The sequence below is a fragment of the Streptomyces sp. SAJ15 genome, from assembly GCF_007595705.1.
GTDB lineage: Bacteria > Actinomycetota > Actinomycetes > Streptomycetales > Streptomycetaceae > Streptomyces.
The window spans coordinates 32,253-50,801 of record NZ_NISY01000009.1 but is presented as its reverse complement, the minus strand read 5'-3'; the positions used below and the strand labels follow the sequence as shown (position 1 = coordinate 50,801).

Annotated in this window: 14 protein-coding genes and 1 pseudogene; 8 read left to right on the top strand and 7 right to left on the bottom strand. The window is 69.8% G+C overall.

Going from position 1 to position 18,549, the window contains the following annotated elements; translation table 11 throughout:
* Window positions 1-49 precede the first annotated feature (49 nt).
* Window positions 50-760, bottom strand: coding sequence for an SDR family NAD(P)-dependent oxidoreductase (locus CD790_RS36095; protein ID WP_260867798.1), 711 nt, complete (start codon window positions 758-760; stop codon window positions 50-52).
* Window positions 761-1,032: 272 nt separating this feature from the next.
* Window positions 1,033-1,998, bottom strand: a complete 966-nt coding sequence (locus CD790_RS22595; protein WP_144385143.1) for a YafY family protein — start codon at window positions 1,996-1,998, stop codon at window positions 1,033-1,035.
* Between the two features lie 63 nt (window positions 1,999-2,061).
* Here CD790_RS22595 and CD790_RS22590 point away from each other — a divergent pair, with 63 nt between their 5' ends.
* Window positions 2,062-2,448 carry a VOC family protein gene (locus tag CD790_RS22590; protein WP_144385142.1) on the top strand — a complete coding sequence of 129 codons (387 nt, stop codon included), beginning with the start codon at window positions 2,062-2,064 and terminating at the stop codon, window positions 2,446-2,448.
* A 397-nt stretch (window positions 2,449-2,845) separates the two neighbouring features.
* Here the strand turns inward: CD790_RS22590 and CD790_RS22585 are convergent, their stop codons facing one another.
* On the bottom strand, window positions 2,846-3,295 hold the full coding sequence (locus tag CD790_RS22585) for a hypothetical protein (RefSeq protein WP_144385141.1): 450 nt from the start codon (window positions 3,293-3,295) through the stop codon (window positions 2,846-2,848).
* 403 nt (window positions 3,296-3,698) lie between these two features.
* Between CD790_RS22585 and CD790_RS22580 the strand changes: the two genes are divergently transcribed.
* Window positions 3,699-4,718: a S1 RNA-binding domain-containing protein gene (locus CD790_RS22580; RefSeq protein WP_313956528.1), complete on the top strand. Its 1,020-nt coding sequence runs from the start codon at window positions 3,699-3,701 to the stop codon at window positions 4,716-4,718.
* Window positions 4,719-5,524: 806 nt separating this feature from the next.
* Window positions 5,525-6,034 (top strand): hypothetical protein, encoded by a 510-nt coding sequence (locus CD790_RS22570; RefSeq protein ID WP_144385140.1) that lies wholly within the window; start codon window positions 5,525-5,527, stop codon window positions 6,032-6,034.
* A 159-nt stretch (window positions 6,035-6,193) separates the two neighbouring features.
* Here the strand turns inward: CD790_RS22570 and CD790_RS22565 are convergent, their stop codons facing one another.
* Window positions 6,194-6,913: a helix-turn-helix transcriptional regulator gene (locus CD790_RS22565; RefSeq protein ID WP_144385139.1), complete on the bottom strand. Its 720-nt coding sequence runs from the start codon at window positions 6,911-6,913 to the stop codon at window positions 6,194-6,196.
* Window positions 6,914-6,942: 29 nt separating this feature from the next.
* On the opposite strand from CD790_RS22565, the gene CD790_RS22560 reads away from it, so the two are divergent.
* The 3 genes and pseudogenes from CD790_RS22560 to CD790_RS22550 all read left to right on the top strand — a co-directional run bounded on the left by CD790_RS22560 (window position 6,943) and on the right by CD790_RS22550 (window position 9,029).
* A complete protein-coding gene (locus CD790_RS22560) occupies window positions 6,943-7,572 on the top strand; it encodes a flavin reductase family protein (protein WP_144385138.1) in 630 nt (209 codons plus the stop codon).
* Window positions 7,573-7,777: 205 nt separating this feature from the next.
* Window positions 7,778-8,464, top strand: a pseudogene (locus CD790_RS22555) (transposase); the annotation flags it as partial.
* Between the two features lie 82 nt (window positions 8,465-8,546).
* Window positions 8,547-9,029, top strand: coding sequence for a hypothetical protein (locus CD790_RS22550; protein WP_144385137.1), 483 nt, complete (start codon window positions 8,547-8,549; stop codon window positions 9,027-9,029).
* Window positions 9,030-9,748: 719 nt separating this feature from the next.
* Here the strand turns inward: CD790_RS22550 and CD790_RS22535 are convergent.
* Window positions 9,749-10,720 carry a hypothetical protein gene (locus tag CD790_RS22535; protein WP_144385136.1) on the bottom strand — a complete coding sequence of 324 codons (972 nt, stop codon included), beginning with the start codon at window positions 10,718-10,720 and terminating at the stop codon, window positions 9,749-9,751.
* 810 nt (window positions 10,721-11,530) lie between these two features.
* On the opposite strand from CD790_RS22535, the gene CD790_RS22530 reads away from it, so the two are divergent.
* Window positions 11,531-14,665, top strand: coding sequence for a CHAT domain-containing protein (locus tag CD790_RS22530; RefSeq protein ID WP_186319180.1), 3,135 nt, complete (start codon window positions 11,531-11,533; stop codon window positions 14,663-14,665).
* A gap of 466 nt (window positions 14,666-15,131) precedes the next feature.
* Here CD790_RS22530 and CD790_RS22525 read toward each other — a convergent pair whose 3' ends face one another.
* Complete coding sequence (locus CD790_RS22525; RefSeq protein WP_144385134.1) at window positions 15,132-15,614, bottom strand: hypothetical protein; 483 nt, start codon at window positions 15,612-15,614, stop codon at window positions 15,132-15,134.
* A gap of 432 nt (window positions 15,615-16,046) precedes the next feature.
* Window positions 16,047-17,066 carry a YafY family protein gene (locus tag CD790_RS22520; RefSeq protein WP_144385133.1) on the bottom strand — a complete coding sequence of 340 codons (1,020 nt, stop codon included), beginning with the start codon at window positions 17,064-17,066 and terminating at the stop codon, window positions 16,047-16,049.
* A gap of 90 nt (window positions 17,067-17,156) precedes the next feature.
* Between CD790_RS22520 and CD790_RS22515 the strand changes: the two genes are divergently transcribed.
* Window positions 17,157-18,401, top strand: a complete 1,245-nt coding sequence (locus CD790_RS22515; RefSeq protein ID WP_313956532.1) for an FAD-dependent monooxygenase — start codon at window positions 17,157-17,159, stop codon at window positions 18,399-18,401.
* Window positions 18,402-18,549 lie beyond the last annotated feature (148 nt).

Here is an 18,549-nt window from a genome sequence, read left to right as displayed (position 1 = left end):
ACGCCGCCCGCTTGAGCCTGTGCCCGCAAGCCCTGGTTTCGGCCGTCGATCAGGTCGCGGACAGAGAGGTGTGTGATACGGGTCCGCCGCCGCGAGCCGCGCACCTGGGTGCGATGCGGTGGCGCGCACCGTGATGCCTGGTGCGGTGCACGATGCGCGCGGCGCGATGCACCGCCCGGTGTGTGGTGGGCACCCGATGCGCGCGGGGCGCACCACCGTCGTCCCCGGTGCGCACTACACGATCGTCAGGCGCACCGGGTGCGCACCGAGGTGTAGATCTTCTCGCCCATCGAAGTGATGTTGACGACCGTCCCGCTGCGCCGGGCCGCATGTGAGGCAGGGCGATCTGGGTCAGGCGGACGGCGCCGAAGACGTTGACCTCGAACTGGCGGCGGGCCTCGTGCTGCGAGACGTCCTCCAGGGCGCCGTACGAGCCGTATCCGGCGTTGTTGACCAGGACGTCGATGCGGCCGGTCTCGAAGATGACGCGGTCGACTCCGCTGCGCATGGAGTCGTCGTCGGTGATGTCCATCGCTAGCGGGCGGAGGCCGCGTTCGGCGAGCTTCTGCAGGCGGTCGGTGCGGCGGGCTGCTCCGTAGACGGTGTAGCCGAGGCTGATCAGCTTGAGGATGGTGACCGGTGTACTGACGCTCGCCCCGGGCGGCGGGGTTACCAGGCCGGTCGCATGCTGGTCGAGCCGAACGATGACGGGGCGCTCGGTGGAATGGGCGTCCGTCCAGCCGTGGCCAGCGGGTCCCACGGCGGCGGTCAGCTCCTCCGGCACACCGTCCAGCGCGCGGTTGTCGCACCGGTAGTCACCGTGCGTTCCGGCGGGCAGAAGCAGGTCGGCGTGCAGGCACCAGCTCCTGCATCCATGGTCGCCGGGGTCAGCAAGGTGATCCAGAAGAAGCGGCCTGGGCCCGATGACCTCGCGGTTCGCTGTGACTAGGTCCGGCCGTCAGGGAAGGAACTTCGATCAGTAGCTTGTTGTTCTCGTCATGTGGGCTCCGAGCTCGTTCTCACGCAGCGTCGCTACCGGGGCTCACCATGCGCGTTGTCCTCGAAGAGTTCCCGGGTGCGGCGCAGCAGGGCTTGCCGTACAGCCTCCGGTGAGAGGACTCGCAGGGGTGTGGCCAGGCTGAGGAGGTACCTGGCGAGCCCGTCCGCGTCGGGACCGCCGACGTCGACGATCGTGGCGTCGGGGCCTTCGGCACGGTGGGTACCGACTGTCGATGGGATCAGCCGCAGTGCTTGGTCCAGGGAAACCGGGAGGCGGATGGTCGCAGTGAGCGGGTAGGGGCCGGTGGCGACGGAGCGGGAGACGAGCAGCGCCGGGTCGGGCGGGTCGATGAGTTCCACCGGGTGCCCGGTCGGCTGTAGTCGGTCGACCCTGTCGGCCCGGAAGGTCCGCCATTGGCCCTGCGCCACGTCCCGGGCGACGAAGTACCACCGGCGTCCGGTGTGGACGAGGCGGTACGGGTCGACATCCCGGATCGTGGCCCTTCCTTCCCAGTCGCGGTACGACAGGCGGGCGCGCTCACCCTGGCGGCATGCGGCGGCCAGTTCCAGCAGCGTGCCGGGTGTGATCTGCGGCTCGTCGGGTCTGGGGGTGTGCACGAAGGCGGCGTCCATCTCCCCCAGCCGGTCCGCGATCCGCTGCGGCAGAACCTGTCGCAGTTTCAGCAGCGCCGACAGTGCGGCCTGGTCGCCGCCGAGAGCACCGCTCAGCGCCGCCTCGCGCAGCCCGACAGCCACGGCGAGTGCCTCTTCGTCATCGAGGATCAGCGGCGGCACCCGGGATCCGGCACGGAGGCGATAACCACCCCATGGCCCAGGCTCGGACTCGACGGCGTAGCCGAGTTCCCGGAGCTTGGCGATGTCCCGCCGCACCGTGCGCTCGGTGACCGCCATCCGGTCGGCCAGCTCAGCGCAGGTCCACAACGGCCGGGCGACCAGCAGGGAGACCAATCTCAGCAGGCGGGCGGATGCGCTGATCACATGGTGAAGTGTTCCACATGACCAGGACCGAATCTGTCCTGGTCCCGCCGTAGCGTCTTCTCCATGAACACGGATAACACCTCCGCTCCCACGTTCCGCTACTCGGCCGTCACCTTCGACTGCCCGGACCCCGCCGAACTGGCCCGCTTCTACGGCGAGGTCCTCGGCCTGCCCACCGCCTTCTCCACCGACCACTTCGTCCTGCTGGGCCAGGAGGGCACAGCCGGACTGGGATTCAACCGGTTGGCCGACTATCGCCGTCCCACCTGGCCGGACCCATCCCAGGAAAAGCAGGCCCACATCGAACTGGGTGTCGATGACTTGGATGCCGCCCAGGCCCGGCTCCTCGCCCTGGGGGCGGTCAAGCCCGAATTCCAGCCGGACCCCGACCGGTGGCGGGTCCTGCTGGACCCCGCTGGTCACCCGTTCTGCATCTCCACCTTGGTCTGAGCACGAGCCGCAAACCGATGACGACGATCGCGCACCCGGGCAGGCGCAGCGAACTCGCGCTGCCCGGCCGGGGGCGCGGAGGGGTGTCGCCGCGGGCGTCAACTGCATCCTGGACGTGCTGGTGAAGCACCCCTCAGGTGCCGTCGGCCGACCACGGGCTTGGGCGCTGGCCTGCGGGCTGTCAACCAAGCTGCACCGGGCGGTGGAGCAGAGGCAGCGGCCTATGTCCGTCGTGATCACGGCCGGGCGGCGTGGTGGCTCGCCTCGGTTCGACTCCGTGCCTGCTCGTATCCGCGGCGCCGACGGCCAAGAGGGGTTGGGAAGGCGTCCGACAAACCTTCGAGCGTGGTGTGCTGGCCTGCCCCTGTGGCCGGGCGCTCCGTTTCTTGTCTCCTCGTCAGCAGTTTTCGTAACTGCCGTTGCGGAACCGTCCCCAGTTCGTCGAGCCGGGCACCACCGTGGAGCTCCCGTCGTCGACAAGACGGATACGGAACTTGATGCAGTGCCCCTCTGCGAGGTCGTACGGCGCGCCGTCGCTCGCATCGCTCACCACCGGCTGTTCCCGGTGGCCGTGGCGGTTGTAGAACCCGAACTTGTACACGTCGGGCTCCGGGGTCACGTCCCACACATCGACCTCGACATCCTTGCCGTCCGCCTGAGTGTCGGTGAGCCGAACCATGTCGCCGTCGGTGAAGAACTCGACGGCGCCGCCGGGGTTGTCGTCTGACGTGAAGAGGGTGTAGTGAGGGCCGGCTGCCGACGCGGGCCCCGCCCCCAGAATGGTCAGCGCGACAGCGCCCGCCATGATGCCGCCGCGTCGGCTCCACTGCACGATCTTCGTACTCATGTCTTCCCTACCGTTGTGGCCAGACGATCCCCGTCATCCGGGGATATCGCCTGACGACCTTCCTGGTTAGCGCGGCATAGCGCTTGACCGCCGCGGCTGGTCCGGCCGCGTCGACTGCATTTCATCTTGGTCGGGGAGGGGGCGGATAGGAAGGCCTCAGTGATGCGGGTGAGCGAACGATTCATTCCGTGAACTGCATTGCCGGGAGGACGGGGATCAGGAGCTGGCCGATCCTCGGCCTTACCTGCACGGTGCCCTGCGAGTGCCCCGACCGCGGTGATCCATGTCGACCCCAAGCCTGCCCAGCGGTAGACCTTGTTCACGGACCCGCAGCCGGGGCTCTGCGCCGCTGAAACCTCGCTCGCCCATTGGACGACGTGCCGAAACGCCGCCCCGTCGTCTGGTGCCCCACCTACTCACTGGCTACTTCGGCCGGCTGCCGGCCACCTACTACCGCACCATGGTGTCCGGGGGTGCCGGGAACACGCTGGCCGCGCTGAAGCCGGTCGGCGCTGCCCGCCGTCAAGGCCGCGGCATGACCACACACTCGCCAAGCCAGCGCGCAGCTCTCCATGAGAGGCTGGACGGCATGGGGGCAGCGTCGGGCGATCAGGATCCTCGGGAATTCCTGGCACGAATCCGCATCGGAGACCTCTGCAGCGGGACTGTCGCAGAGGTCACACGGTCTCAAGGGGTGACGGTCACCCTGGACGGATTCTCCGCACGCCCGCTGGGGACCGTCTGGCCTTTGGACATCTCCTGGAGTTGGAATCAGTCTACGGCCGTGAAGGTCGGCCAGCGGATCACCGCCGAGGTGATCGCCATTGATCTGGATGAGGGCCACGCCCGGCTGGCTATGACCGCCACCCAGAGCCCGGAACTATGGGCCTTCCTGAAGGCACGTCACCGGGGCGAGATCCTTTCCGGCACGATCACGGCCATCGAACGGTTCGGGGTGTTCGTGGCGCTGGATGACGGCCCCGACCATCCGGTCTTCCCCGGCGTCGGGTTCATCACGATTCCCGAACTGTCCTGGCGGCACATCGAAGCAGTCTCGGACGTCGTTCAGGTCGGGCAGCGCGTCTCGTGCGAGTTCCTCCAGTTCGACACATGGAACGGAGAGGCCAGGCTGTCCCTGAAAGCGACACAGCCGGACCCCTTCCAGACATTCGCCCACAGCGTCGCGGTTGGCCAAACGCTGCAGGGAAAGGTCACCAAACTGGTCTCGTTCGGCGTCTTCGTCCAGGTTGCCGACGGCATTGAGGGACTGGTCCGTCTTCATGAGCTCACCTCGACGCCCGTAGCGACTCCATCGGACGTCGTTGAGGCCGGCGACGAGGTGACGGTCGTCGTCACGGACGTCGACCGAGAGCGGCGCAGGCTGACCCTCTCCCGACGGCAGGTGCCACCTGACTCGCGGTGACACCTGCACGTCACCGTCGCAAGGGTTCCCCTACACGAGTGCTCCGTGCCCTCGGGGCAGGGCCATGCCTTAACCCGGCGAACCTACGCGGTCACAACACCGGCAGGAGCCAGCCCGGCCAGCCGTGGGCGTGGATCGCCTCGGGCGGGATGCTTCCAGCGCGGCCATGGCGAGCTGGGTGTGGTGCCTGGGCGCATAATCGCCCCTGATCCGCGGGGACGCCTTCTCCCGCTGGTAGGCCACCTGCCCGTATCCATGCCCTGGTGCTGCTCAGCGACCCGGAGCAGGTACGCCTCCGCCTTCTGGCCGCGCACGACCCGCTGGTGACCCGCCTGACCAGAACCACCACCGATCCGGCGGGCGCCGCAACGTCCGCGACAGCCTGGCCCCCGTCGGCCTGTTGCCCCACCTCCTGCGTTCGACACGGCCGCTCACACTCGCCGCCGAGATTGACATCAAGCAGCTCACCGCGACGCTGGGCATGTCCTATGCCGGAGTCGCCCACTCCGTGTAGCCAGGCGCCGGTCTCCGAAAGACAGGTGCTGCGCCGGATTTCTGGTTGGCGATCCGCACCTCCAGTGCGGTGGGTGGTGCCATCTGGGAGGTGCTCGACGTGGGCTCGCCCTGGCAAGCCGCCTTCCCTCCGCGAGGGCGAGGGGCCTCACGCGCCGGCTACGACACGCCGCCGACAGATCCCGTACCGCAGCCACATCATCGACGGATTCCTCGTCGCCACCGGACTCCCACTGACGACACCACGCCTACAACCTCAGTAAGCACAGCTAGTAAGAGGGCACACTGGTGCTGTGTCCGACATAGCCAGCCGTCTTGAGCAGCTTCTCGCTTCGCTGACGCACCCGCGCCACGTTTTTGCCTCGTCGGGGACGTTTACGGCGCCGGGTGCGGACATGCCGGAGTTCGTCGACGCGATCTGCGCGTTCGTCGAACGGGTCGTGGACGAGGAAGCCGGTGACCTGTTCGCCTACTACACCCAAGGTCGGCCCGTCCGGTCGATGGGGTATCTACAGATGGTCGACCTGTCGATCTTCCCCCTCGAAACCCACGATGACGCGGTGGAGTTACTGGCCGAGACCGCCGCGGTGAGTCTCGCGTGGTCCCCCAAAACCCTCATGAACCCCAGCGTCGCGCGGAAGACTGCCGTCGAGATCGTCGCCGCGCTGGGGCCCGAAGCCATCTGGTGGTCGAACCGTGAAGAGACGTGGGTGAACGGCCTGACGCCAGTCACGTTCGATCTGCTGGTCGCCGGCACGAACGGCACGCACTTCGCGTTGCTCCTCCAAGCCGAAGACGACTGACCGCAGAAGTTCGACCTGCGTTCCATGTCTGACGTTAAACGACAAGTTCAGCTTGTTCTTTATGCTCCGGCTTCGAACGATGCCCCGAAGATGATCGCCCGGACGGGTCATCGCCGGACATGAAGAACAAAGCTCAGCGAGGCGTGAGTGCCTCGTCAGTCAGGCCAGGTGCCGTCGGAAGGCGTCGCGCCCCTGGTCCGTCAGCCGCACGACGCGGGAGCCTCCGGCCGGCACGAGCCAGGACTCCTGAACCGCATGGTGGAATACGGCTGCGGCGACCGCGCCCGCCAGATGCAAGCGCCGCTCCGTCCAGTCCAGGCACGTGCGTACGTGTGGTGCCGTTTCCTGGGTGATGCCCGTGTCCGTGAGCCATGCGGCGCCCGAGGGAGTGAGGACCGGGCCGAACTCCCAGTCCAAAAATCCCTGTTCGGTCATCGCGTCGGTGATCGCCACGGACAAGGAGCCGCCGAGATGGTCGTAGCAGATGCGGGCGAAGGCCACGGCACGGTGCTGGCGGGCGGCAACGAGCGAGCGGACCGGGACGAGCTGTTGCGGTGCCCGGGCGGCAAGGGCTTCGATCATCTCGGCGATGGCGGGGTCCGCCAGGCGCACATAGCGGTGCCGGCCCTTGCGCTCCTCGGCCAGCAGGCCGCCGGTCACCAGCCGGTTCAGGTGGCTGGTCGCTGTGGACCGTGCGATCCCCGCGAGCTGTGCCAGTTCCGTCGCTGTCCATGCGCGGCCGTCGAGCAGCGCGAGGCAGAAGGCGGCGCGGGTGCGGTCGGCCAGCAGCGCCCCCAGGGCGGCGAGGTCCGGTTCCTTGGCGTAGATATCGGGGCTGATCACAGCGCCATTGTCGTCAGCCGATGCTTCGACGCACATCGAAACGTCCCGCCCCTAGCGTTTGAGGCATGACGACTGACGCCCACCGAGTGGTCCGGCCGAGCATCCTCTACTTCGGCACGCCCGTGGTCCTGCTGACCACCGAGAACGATGACGGCACGTTCAACCTTGCCCCGATCTCCTCCGCCTGGGCGCTGGGACAGCACATCGTCCTGGGCCTGGGCAGTGAGAGTCAGACCGCGCGCAACCTTGCGGCGCGCTCCGAGCTGGTGATCAACGTTGCCTCGCCGGAGCTGTGGGAGCAGGTGGAGCGCCTGGCTCCGCTCACCGGGGTCGACCCGGTGCCCGAGAGCAAGCAGGCGGTGTACCGGTACGAGCCCGACAAGTTCTCCGCGTCCGGGCTCACCCCGGCCGACTCCCACATCGTGAAGCCGCCGCGGGTCGCCGAGTGCGCGCTGCAGTTTGAGGCACGGGCCCGTGCACTGACGCCGGGCGGGGCGGGTCTCTTCTTCAGCGTCGAGTGCGATGTGCTGCGCGTCCACGCCGACGAACGCATCGTCGTGCCGGGCACGCACCACATCGACCCCGCTCTCTGGAGCCCGCTCATCTACAACTTCCGCCACTATCACGGTCTGGCACCGGAGGTCGGACACGGCTTCCGCTCAGAAACGGTGAACACAACGACCCGTGCTGCATGACAGCCCCTCGGCGTCCAACCGAACGGCAAGCAGAGCCGCGACCGTACTTCAGGAACGCCGCGACCGCGGAAAGAGGGTCGTGACAGCTTCGAACGATGCCCCGGACATGATCGCCCGGACGAGTAATCGCCGGACATGAAGGCGGCCTTCGGCTGATCCGGTGCTCCGATTAAGGACACACCTGACCAGCACGAAGGCCGTAGGGATGAGTCTGATGCATCACGATGTCCGGCGGGAGCCATTCACTTGGCGTCACACTTCCGGGATGACTTCTACGCGTGCCTGACCGCCCGGCGTGACGAACTGTTCGAGCTCACCGACGCCTTGTTGTGTGCGGACGGCCCGGTGGACCTGACATGCTGCCCGAGCACCGCCGTGGTCACGGCGCACTGTACGACGCGCTCAACCGCGGCCGCGTCGACGCCGAACGGCTGCGGCGGACCCGTGCCGCGCTGCCGCAGCCGAAGGCGGCCGACAACCGGCTCGTCCTGGCCGTCGACGTCAGCAACTGGCTGCGGCCGGATGCCCCCACCAGCGCGGAGCGGCTGTTCTGCCACACCTACGGCCGAGGCCGCGACCAGCACCTGGTGATCCCGGGCTGGCCGTACTCGTTCGTCGCCGCCCTGGCGACAGGCCGCACCTCCTGGTACCAGCTCCTCGATGCCGTCCGTCTAGGCCCGGAGGACGACGTCGCCGAGGTCACCGCCGTCCAGGTCCGCCGCGTCGTGGAGGACCTGATCTGCTGCGGGCTGTGCGCAGCGGCGACGCGGACATCCTGATCGTCTTCGACGCCGGATACGACGCCCCGCGCATGGCCTACCTGCTCGACGGGCTGCCGGTCGAGGTGCTCGGCCGACCGCGCTCGGACCGAGCGATGCGCAAGCCCGTCCCCAAGCCGTGGATCTCGCCGCCGCAGGGCGGACGGCTTGTCGTTTAACGTCCGGCGGGTCCTGGGGGCATGGCATCCTTCGGCAGTGCGACTTACCGATCGAGCAGGCGGCATCGACCTGCGGCCGCTCCGTTACCAGTTTCCAGCGGCCAGTGGTGACCGCTGGGACGACAACTGGCTCATCATTGGAGCCGAAGTCACCACTCCGGCGGCCGGCTGGTCCTTCACGGACTCGTGTTTGCTGGTGGACGAGGCTCGTGAGTTGTCCGCATGGCTGCGTGCCGTTGCAGACGGGAGGAGGCCGGACGCGAAGCCGGACTGTGAAGGGCACCTCGTCCCGGACCTTTCCTTCCTCGAACCGGTGCTCGCCTTCAGCCAGGTCCGTTGGCGCGACGGCACGGGAGTGCTGCGGATCCACCTCTCGCTTGAAGCCGCGCCTCCGCGACGGCAGCACGACGAGAACCTGGACCTGTATCAGTACGTGATCGAGGTCGAGACAGACCGAGCCGAGCTGATGCGGGCAGCGGAGGAATGGGACCAGCGCCTTGCACAGTTTCCCCTGCGCTGAGGCTGCACTTCATCCTGTGCGTCGAGGTTTGGTCCCGTTTCTGTGGTGGGTGGGCGGCTGTAGGACTGGCCTTTGGCGAGGACCCGGCCGACGTCGTGGCGGGGTGGCGGGGTGTCGGTTCTTCGAGCCGGGCGGCCTGCCGGGGCCGGGCCTGGACGATTTCGGTGCACCGGCCGTCGACGCCATGGGACGCGGGGCGCGGAGCGCGTCTACGGCGAGCGCCTGGTACGCCGTTCCTTCCAGCTTGAGAGTGGCTTCCGCAGCTTGCTGATGACCTGCGGACACCGGTAGGAGCCCGACGTGACCGAGCAGACCACCGGCGGCGACGGCCCCCGGAGCCTTCCGGCGTCGACCTCGCCCGGGTCGCCCTGCGGCAGGCCCGCCTGGCCGCGAAGAAAACGGCGGCGAGGCCCGCGCCCCGCGCCGCCGCCCCGCCGCCGTGAAGCGGGACGTGCGACCGCCGTGAAGCGGGACAGGCGAGAGCCCAGCGGGTTCGTCGCCGTGCTGGCCGGGCTGATGGCGGACCGGGCCTGAGCTCCCGGCCGCCGCCGACGCTTCTTTGCGTGAGCGGTGGGCAGCCATCGCCCCCGACCTCGCCGGGCGCCTCGCCCCCGTCGGCTACGACTCGGACTCAGGCTGGCTCACCGTGTGCCCGGAGTCGATGGCCTGGGCGACGAAGGCGCGCCCTGGAGCAGGTCAGCTGTGCCGGGTGGTGGCCGTTATCCGGTGGCCGGTGGGGGTGGGGCTGGGCTGGGTGTCAGGTGGCGGGTGAGGGTGTCGCCGGTCTCTGGGGTGAGGGCTCCGGCGGGGGTGGTGGGGTCGGTGAGGTCTGTGGGGGTGAGGCCGAGGTGGTGGGCGAGATGGCGGGCGTGGAGACGGGTGGTGGCTTCCAGCAGTAGGGCGTAGGTGTCGGTGGCGTTGTGGGTTCGGGCCCTGCCGGTGAGGGCGAGGATGGCGGTGATGAGGGCGGCGGGCCACCACCAAACGGTGAGGGGGAGGTAGAGCAGAGCCCAGGCGGTCAGGGTGGTGGCACGGGTGAGGTTTTGGCGGGCGGTGGTGATCTCGGTGCGGGTCTCCTCGGGCAGGGTCAGCCATAGGTGCGGCCAGAGGGCGAGTAGGTCGAGGTGGAGGTCGCGCTCAAGACGGGTGACTGCGGCGTTGATGCGGTCCCCGCTCCAGGTGGGCCGCTGGGGCTCCTCCAGGGCGATGCGGATCATGGCCTGGTGGGCGGCGTGCCGGGCGGCCGGATCGGTCCGCTGGCCGCGAGTCCGGGCGAGGGCGGCGCGCTCGCGGTGGTCGTGCCAGGTGCGAGCGGCGGTCCTCCAGCGATGGCGGCGGCGGGCGGTGCGCCAGGCAGCCAGGTGGCGGAATGGGGGTGTCCAGGTGGGCCAGTCGGCCGCCAGGCCCAGCCGTTCGGTCAGGGAGCCCAGGGTCTGGGCGGCCAGGCCCGCTGCGGCAGCGCCGGCCAACACCGCGGCCAGCACCACCACTTGGCCGCCGACCGTGCCCGCGGCGGCGTGGTTGGCCCAGGCGGTGATCTGTCCGGTGAGGCGGGGCAGGTCGAAGGGATGGGTGTGACCGAGGACAGTGGCGGTTGCGGCGACAGCCAGGTAGAGGGCACCGGGCAGGACCAGCAGAGACAGCCACCGCTCGGCGAGTTTCTTGCCCAGCTCCGACAGCAGGCCGCCCACCGACCTACAGCCTTTCCCAGCGCAGGACGGCGCTGGTGATCGCGCAGCGCGGCACCGGGGCGGTGGCCTGGGGCCACCAGTAGCGCGCGCACCGGCCAGTCGGGCACAGGTACACGCTCTCGGCTGGCCGATCGCTGATCCCGACCGGCCGAACGCCGCGGGTGGCAGCCCCGGCGCCGGCGTAGCCGTCCAGCCCCTGCGGGTCCCCGCCTGCCTGCAGGACCGCATGCAGTGCAGCCAGCGGGCCCGCTATGTCCCCGCCGCCCCGTGCGGCGGCCAGCAGCCGATCCACGGGCGCGTCGTCCCCGCCCGGCCCCTCCTGCAGGTCCCTGCGGATTTCGCCTAGATGCGCGCAGACCGCTGCCAGCCTTTCCGCCACGACCCCCGCCTCTCTCTCGGGCCCATCGGCCATGGATCCCCCCCCGCTGGTTGCGTTATTGGTCCGCAGCCGCCCTGCTGCTCCTGTGCGGTGCGGTAGCGCCCGACCTCGGCGTGGCGAGCGTATCGAAGCAACTCCCCTTCGCTGCATAGGAAATGCGAATACCATCACACGGCGAAGGCGGACAGAGGAGGGCCAAGGTGCGTGAGGAACGGCTGGCCGCGGTGAGGGCCCGGCTACAGCGGATCAGCGAGACTGGCGATCTCTCCCTTGCGCTCGAACCGCCAGCGCTCGCTGATGCTGAGCAGCTCGCCGAACTCCTTCCAAACAACACCGGCGACTTCGAGCTCTGCCATACGCTCGGCTGGATTCACTGGTTCCGGTTCCAAGCGCTCCCCGAAAATCAATGCCATACGGCCCTGGACTCGGCGGTGGAGGCGTTCACCCCCTGCTTCCTCGCGGATGCCGATGGCCTGCCCCAGCCCCTGCTGCCACTGCTCGCCGAGGCGGCGGCACCGCACGCCCTCGAACTGCTGCAGCAGGCGCTTGTCTCTACTGACCCCGCTCTGTTCTCCTCTGGCGTGGACCTGTGGCAGCGCATCGTGCAGGCCGCCCCCACCACCGACCTCCGCCGGTCGTGGTACCTGTCCAACCTGGGGCTCGCGCTGCAGCTCCGGTTCGGGCGCACCGGGCACGGGGCGGACCTGGACGCGGCCATCACCACCGGACGGGATGCGGTGCAGGCCGCCCCTGCCGATCACCCCAACCGGGCGATACCGCTGTCCAGCCTGGGGGACGCGCTGCGGGACCGTTTCGGGCGCACTGGGGACCAAGCGGACTTGGACGAGGCCATCGACCACTATCAGGACGCGGTGCGGTCCACGCCTGCAGACCACCCCGGCCGGCCGACATACCTCTCCAACCTGGGGCTCGCGCTGCGGGAGCGCTTCTGGCGCACTGGGGACAGGGCGGACCTGGACGCGGCCATCACCACCGGACGAGAGGCGGTGCAGGCCACTCCCGCAGACCACCCCAACCGGCCAGCGATGCTGTCCAACCTGGCAATCTCGCTGGCGACCCGGTTCGAGCATGGCGGGGACCAGGCAGACCAGGACCAAGCAATCGACCACATCCAGGCCGCGGTACACACCACTCCCGCAGACCACCCCGACCGGGCTGGGCGCCTGACCAACCTGGCGAACGCGCTGCAGCTCCGATTCGAGCGCACCGGCGACAGGGGAGACCTGGACGAGGCCATCGACCGTCACCATGACGCGGTGCGGGCTACTCCCGCAGACCACCCCGACCGGCCGGCGATGCTGTCCAACCTGGGAAACACCCTGCAGCTCCGGTTCCGGCGCACCGGGGATGAGGCGGACCTGGACGCGGCCATCACCACCGGACGAGACGCGGTGCGGGCCACCCCCGCAGACCACCCCAGCCGTCCGGTGTACCTGTCCACTCTCGGGCTCGCGCTGGCGGACCGGTTCCGGCGCACCGGGGATGAGGCGGGCCTGGACGAGGCCATCGACCGTCATCGCGACGCGGTGCGGGCCACCCCAGCAGACCACCCCGAACGGCGGGCGATGCTGTCGAATCTGGGAAACGCGCTGCAGCTCCGGTTCCAGCGCACCGAGGACCGAGCAGATCTGGACGAGGCCATCGACCGTCATCGCGACGCGGTGCGGGGCACCCCAGCAGACCACCCCCAACGGGCGGGGCGCCTGTCCGGGCTGGGGAACGCGCTGCACACCCGGTTCCAGCGCACCGGGCACCAGGCGGACCTAGACGGGGCGGTGTCCGCTTACGAAGAGGCGTGGGAGGTGGTCTCGGCGGCGCCTTCGGGCAGGATCCGGGCAGCGTGGGCAGCAGCTGGGCTGCTCGCGCGGTTTGAGGCGAGGCGGGCGGCGGACGCGGCGGAGGCAGCGGTGCGGCTGCTGCCCCAGGTGGCCGTGCGCCAGCTAGAGCGAGGCGATCAGCAGCATGCACTCGGCAGCTTCGCCGGGCTGGCCGGCGATGCCGCCGCACTGGCTCTGGCCGATCCCCGGGGGACCCGCCAAGAGCGGGCGGTCCGAGCGCTGCGGCTGCTGGAGGCGGGACGGGCGGTGCTGCTCAGCCAGGCGCTCGATGCCCGCAGCGATCTCACCGACCTGAGGGGGCAGCGCCCCGATCTGGCCGCGCGGTTCGTCCACCTGCGCGACCGGCTCGACCAACCCGCAGACACTTCCGCACCGGCCGCTGGCGGGGACGAGGACATCGACGCCCTCCGGGGGCGGCAGCAGCGTCTCGTGCGCGACCGGCACCAGTTGGCCCGCGATTTCGCCCAGACCCTGACCGAGATCCGCAGTCTGAAGGGGTTCGCCTCGTTTGCCCTCCCGCCCACTGCCGAGGAACTCCTCAGCGAGGCGGGTCAGGGCCCGGTCGTGGTGTTCAACATCAGCTCCTACCGTAGCGATGCCCTGCTGCTCACCACCGGCGGCATCACCCACGTGGAGCTCCCCCACCTCACCGCCGAGGCCCTGGCCGAGACGGTCACCTCCTTCCAGCAGGCGCTGCACACCGCCACCTCGGGCGAGAGCAGAGAGCAGCGGCGCCAGGCGCAGGCCGTCATGGCCAGAGTCCTGCAGTGGTTGTGGGATACCGCCGCCGGGCCCGTGCTGGAGGCGCTGGGCCACCACCGCCAGCCGCCGTCAGCCGCTGACTGGCCACGGGTGTGGTGGGTGCCGGGCGGGCTGCTGGGACTGCTGCCCTTGCCTGCCGCCGGCTATCACACCGACCCGGCCGACGACCCGCACCGGCGCACCGTCATGGACCGGGTCGTCTCCTCCCACACTCCCACCGTCCGCGCCCTGCGCCACGCCCGCCAACACACCCCGGTCCCGGCAGCGCCCGCCCGAGGGCTGGTCATCGCGATGCCCACCACCCCCGGTCTGCCTGATCAGGGCCGCCTGCCATACGTTGGCTCGGAAGTAGCCAAGCTGTACCAGCACCTCCCCGAACCCACCGTGCTTCTGGAGCCTGACCCCTCCAACGGCGGTGCCGTCGGCTTCTCGGCCCACACGCCGACGAAGGACAACGTTCTGGATCACCTGCCCGACTGCTCGATCGTGCACTTCGCCTGCCACGGCGCCAGCGACCCCACCGACCCTTCAATGAGCCGGCTGCTGCTCCACGACCACGCCAGCGACCCACTCACCGTCGCCAGCCTCGCCCCCGTCCGCCTCGATCACGCCCAGCTGGCCTACCTGTCGGCCTGCCGCACCGCAGCCATCGACACGGCCGACCTAGCCGACGAGGCCATTCACCTGACCTCCGCCTTCCAGCTGGCCGGATTCCCCCACGTGGTGGGCACTCTATGGGAGATCGATGACCAGACCGCCGTCACGGTCGCCGACGCCTTCTACACCCACCTGCGCACCCCCGCCGGGGCCCTCGATACCGGCCGCGCGGCCTGGGCCCTGCACCAGGCCGTGCGCGGCCTGCGCGACGGCCACGATCTGCCCGGCCAGTACGACCGGACCCAGGCCCCCTTCCTGTGGGCCGCCTACCTCCACGCCGGTGCCTGACCCGGGCCAGAGAGAGGCCAGACCCAAGGCCGGAGGGGACGGTCGCCCCTGACCGACGGCAGCAAGCCAGAGGTGAGCGCCCACGGCGGTGGCAGAAACGAGGGGCGTATCTTGGCCGCGTCCTGCGAGGCCGGACTGTGTCCGAACCGGGTTCAAGGACGCCCTCGCCGCAGACCAGGTGTTCGCGCCTCCCAGCCGCATCGCCCCCCGCGCTCGCGGAAGCCGCGGAGCAGCAGACGAAAACGATGCGCGGGCGCCACCGCGCCTTCCCACAGCCGGCCCCGGACGCCAGGCCGGTCGCCGCCAGCGCCGCCGCAGGGCTGTCCCGTGTGGCCGCGCTGCGCCGGGCCCCTGCCGAGCGTGCCGCCCGGCCGACTGGGGGCACAGGCCGTCACCGCACAGACGGTTCACAGGAGGCCGCTGATGGGCCGGGCACCCCTCTTCGGGTCGCCCGGCCCCAGCCTGGTCAGGTGGTGATCTGCTGGAGGAAGGCGGTGTTGGCCTTCACGTCGTGCCCGAGCATCATCGCATGGCGGGGAAGTTCGCCGAGGAGTTCGAGCAGGGGCTCGGTGCCGGGCAGGTCGGCTGGGAGGAGGCCGAAGACGTCGGGGTAGCGGTCTTCGGTGCCGGCGGTGAAGAAGTCGGTGCCCCGTACGGTGCGGTCTTCGTCGAGGGGGGCGGGTTCGGCGCCGCGGGTGATCTGGGGGAAGAGGAGGCGGGCGGCGTGTCCTTCGGTGGCCAGGGTCAGGCCGAGCCAGGTGGCGAGCTGGTCGGGGAAGAACTGGGGCTTGAGTTCTTTCCCGGATTCCTTCCACAGGGGGGTGCGGCTGCCGGAGCGGAGGGCGTCGGTGACCTTCTGGTGCTGGGTGGGGTGGAGCTGTTCGCCGCGCTGGACGCGTTCGCGGATCTGGTCGTACCAGCCGAGGGCGTCGAGGAGGCCGAGAAGCACGATCTCCCCCTCAGACCAGTGCCGTTGCGGTTCCTGCACGACGTACGCACGACAAGACCATGGCCGCATCGGCAGGCATAGGCCAGACCGGCGGCCCACTGTGACTGGATTCAGACTCCGTATGACGCGGCAGACGCGAGCGTGGGGGTGGCTCCGCTGTCGGAGCCGGCACACGGTTTGGCGGGGGCGAGCGTGCCGGTGGCGGTGACGTCGTCGATCGGATTGGACGAGCGGATCGCGGCGCTGGGCGGGCCGGAGCGGCTGCGGATGTTCAGCGTGTACTCGGTGAAGCCGCAGGGAGGGTCAACAGCGCGACGGCCGCGCGCGGTTGCGAGTACCCGGTGGCTGTGCCGGTTTCTCGGGGGAGTCGTTTCGAGGCGTCTTGGGTCGTTCTGCGACGAGCGTCGTGATCAATGGCAGTGACTTCCTATGTCACCCGGCATCGCGGGGCGGCCTGCTTCCAGTGTCCGTGGTGGTGGCCAATCGGTGGGCGAGTCGTCGGCACGCATGCGCGAGTTCGGGCGGGTGGAGGTCGGCGAGTTCGGTATCGAAGGTGGCGAGGATCCCGGCGATGCCAGCCCAGGACCAGGCCCCGAGGGTGAGCCGGCAGTGCTCGGCGTCGAGGTGTTCGACGACCGAGCCGCCTGGTGCCCAGCGAGCGACGATGTCGGCCGGCAGGTTGAGTCGGGCGTTGCCAATGCACTGCCAGGCGTCGAGGGTGTCGCCGCGGTCGTGACTGCTCATGACGAAGTGAGCGAGGTCGTCTGCGGGAAGCTTGCGCGGGCTGAAGCGGTGCGTCGTGGGGCGGGGGCGGAGCCGGTCGACACGGTGCACTCGCCACCGGTGGTCACCAAGGTCGTAGGCGACCAGATACCACCGGCCCGCCCAGATGACCAGATGGTGCGGCTCGATGCGGCGGGCGGGCAGGAAGTCGTCGTCGCCGGTTTCGGGGCGTGAGCCGTCGGCGCGCAGCGTTTCGGTGACCAGTACGTGGCGGTGGCGCACCGCGGCTCCCACGGCGGTGAGGGCGGTCGAGTCGATGGGGGGTGCCGGGAACTCCCAGTAGTTCCGCAGCCTGGTCAGGTGAAGGGCTTTCATACCTGCCCGCAGCTCAGCGGGCATGGCTTGTTCCAGAGTGATCAGCGCCCGCGCCGCATCGTCTCTCAGGCCGAACACCGTGCTGGGCGCGGTCTGCAGGGCTACCGCCACGGCAAGGGCCTGATCGTGGTCGAACACCAGTGGGGGGAGGGTGTGCCCCGCGCCGAGCCGATAACCGCCATCGGGGCCGTGGACGGTGGTGATCGGGTATCCGAGCTGGCGCAGGGTCTCGATGTCACGGCGGACGGTGCGCTCACTGGCCTCGAGCTTGGTGGCGAGCTCGCGCAGTGGCCACTGGCGGCGCGATCCGAGCAGGGACAGGAGCCGCAATGCCCGTCGCGAGGTGTTCGCCATCGTCCCATCATGCCCGGTAGTGGCCACTCGGTGGCCACTACCGCTGCCAGTGTCGAGTGCCTGAGCAGGTAAACCGTGGCGGAAGGACCGATGGGTATGCGTGTTGTCGTGGTCGGTGGTGGGATCGGTGGACTCGCGCTGGGGGCGGGGTTGCGCCGTCGGGGGTTCGAGGTGGCGGTGTTCGACCGCGACATCGATGTGGCGGCGACAGGGGGCTACCACATCACTGTGGACGAGCGGGCGCAGTCGGCGTTGCGGGAGTTGGTGGCGCCGGAGATCGTACAGCGGCTGCTGGCGTCGGCCTCGGCGCTGCGGCTGCGCAACCGTGATGCGTTCTGGGACCGTCGCGGCCGGCTGCTCGGCCGCGGCCCGGATCTCACCGGTGATTCGAGCGTCGATGTCGATCGCATCACTCTGCGCCTGCTGCTGGCGGAGGCGGTCGGCGATGACCTGCATCTGGGGCGGACCGTGTCCGACGTCGGCTATGGCGACGACGGCGCACCCCACGTGCTGTTCACCGACGGGGGACCGGTCTCGGCGGATCTGGTGGTGGGGGCGGACGGTGCCCACTCCCTGGTCGCCCAGCACCTGGCGGGAGGTCCGACGAACAGCCCGGCGGGCATCATCGGGTTTTCCGGCCGCACCCTCCACAGGGACCTGAGTCCCGGTGAACAGCAACGGCTCGGCCTGCGATCAGGGCTGGCGATCGGCCCACGGGGCGCAGCGCTGTACGTGGGCTTCCTCGACCCGGTCGGCAACGCCGCGCTCGACGCCCCCGAGCTGCGGATGTCCGTCACCACCGGCCCTACCTACATCTGGGGCGCCATGTTCACCGAGTCCGCCGCGACCGAATCCCTACGCGACCTGCGCGACGGCGAGTTGCAGTTCGCGCTGCTGAGGCGGTTCCGCGAGCAGGGCTGGGCCGAGCACACGCTGGAGGTCATCGGCCGTGCCGACCCGCACAGCGTGGCCGCGTACCGCTTCAACGCCGCTTCGACTCGCGCCACCGAACTCGCGCCATGGCCCACGGGTCGTATCACCGCGCTTGGTGACGCCGTCCACGCGACGCCACCCACCGCCGGAATGGGGGCCGGCGCGGCAATCCGCGACGCCGCCGCCCTGCTTCGGCACCTGGACGACGTCGCTGACGGCGGTACCACGCTGGCCGAGGCCGTGAACCGATTCGAGGCTGGCATGCGCCAGCGCGGCAGCGAGATCCTCACCCTGGCCATGAGAACGGTCCGCTTGATCCTGGCCACCGACACCACATTCGGCGCCGCCGCTACTGCCGTGACCACCCCGATCCTGGCCGCTGCCGTCCGGCTGCGTCATTGACGATCACTGTCGGCGCACGCCGTCGGCTCATTCAGCGGCGGCTCATCGGCGCTCGGCCTGGCCGCGACGCTACCGACCCGCCCAGGCCACCACGCCGTTTCCCCGAGACCAGCCCAGTTCGGAGGCCGACGCATGACGTTGTGCCCGC

Bases quoted from the DNA above. Each gene is read 5' to 3' on its own strand.
- CD790_RS22590 (WP_144385142.1), top strand. From the start codon at position 2,062: ATGAACACGGATAACACCTCCGCTCCCACGTTCCGCTACTCGGCCGTC.
- CD790_RS22585 (WP_144385141.1), bottom strand. From the start codon at position 3,295: ATGAGTACGAAGATCGTGCAGTGGAGCCGACGCGGCGGCATCATGGCG.
- CD790_RS22565 (WP_144385139.1), bottom strand. From the start codon at position 6,913: ATGTGCGTCGAAGCATCGGCTGACGACAATGGCGCTGTGATCAGCCCC.
- CD790_RS22560 (WP_144385138.1), top strand. From the start codon at position 6,943: ATGACGACTGACGCCCACCGAGTGGTCCGGCCGAGCATCCTCTACTTC.
- CD790_RS22520 (WP_144385133.1), bottom strand. From the start codon at position 17,066: ATGGCGAACACCTCGCGACGGGCATTGCGGCTCCTGTCCCTGCTCGGA.
- CD790_RS22515 (WP_313956532.1), top strand. From the start codon at position 17,157: ATGGGTATGCGTGTTGTCGTGGTCGGTGGTGGGATCGGTGGACTCGCG.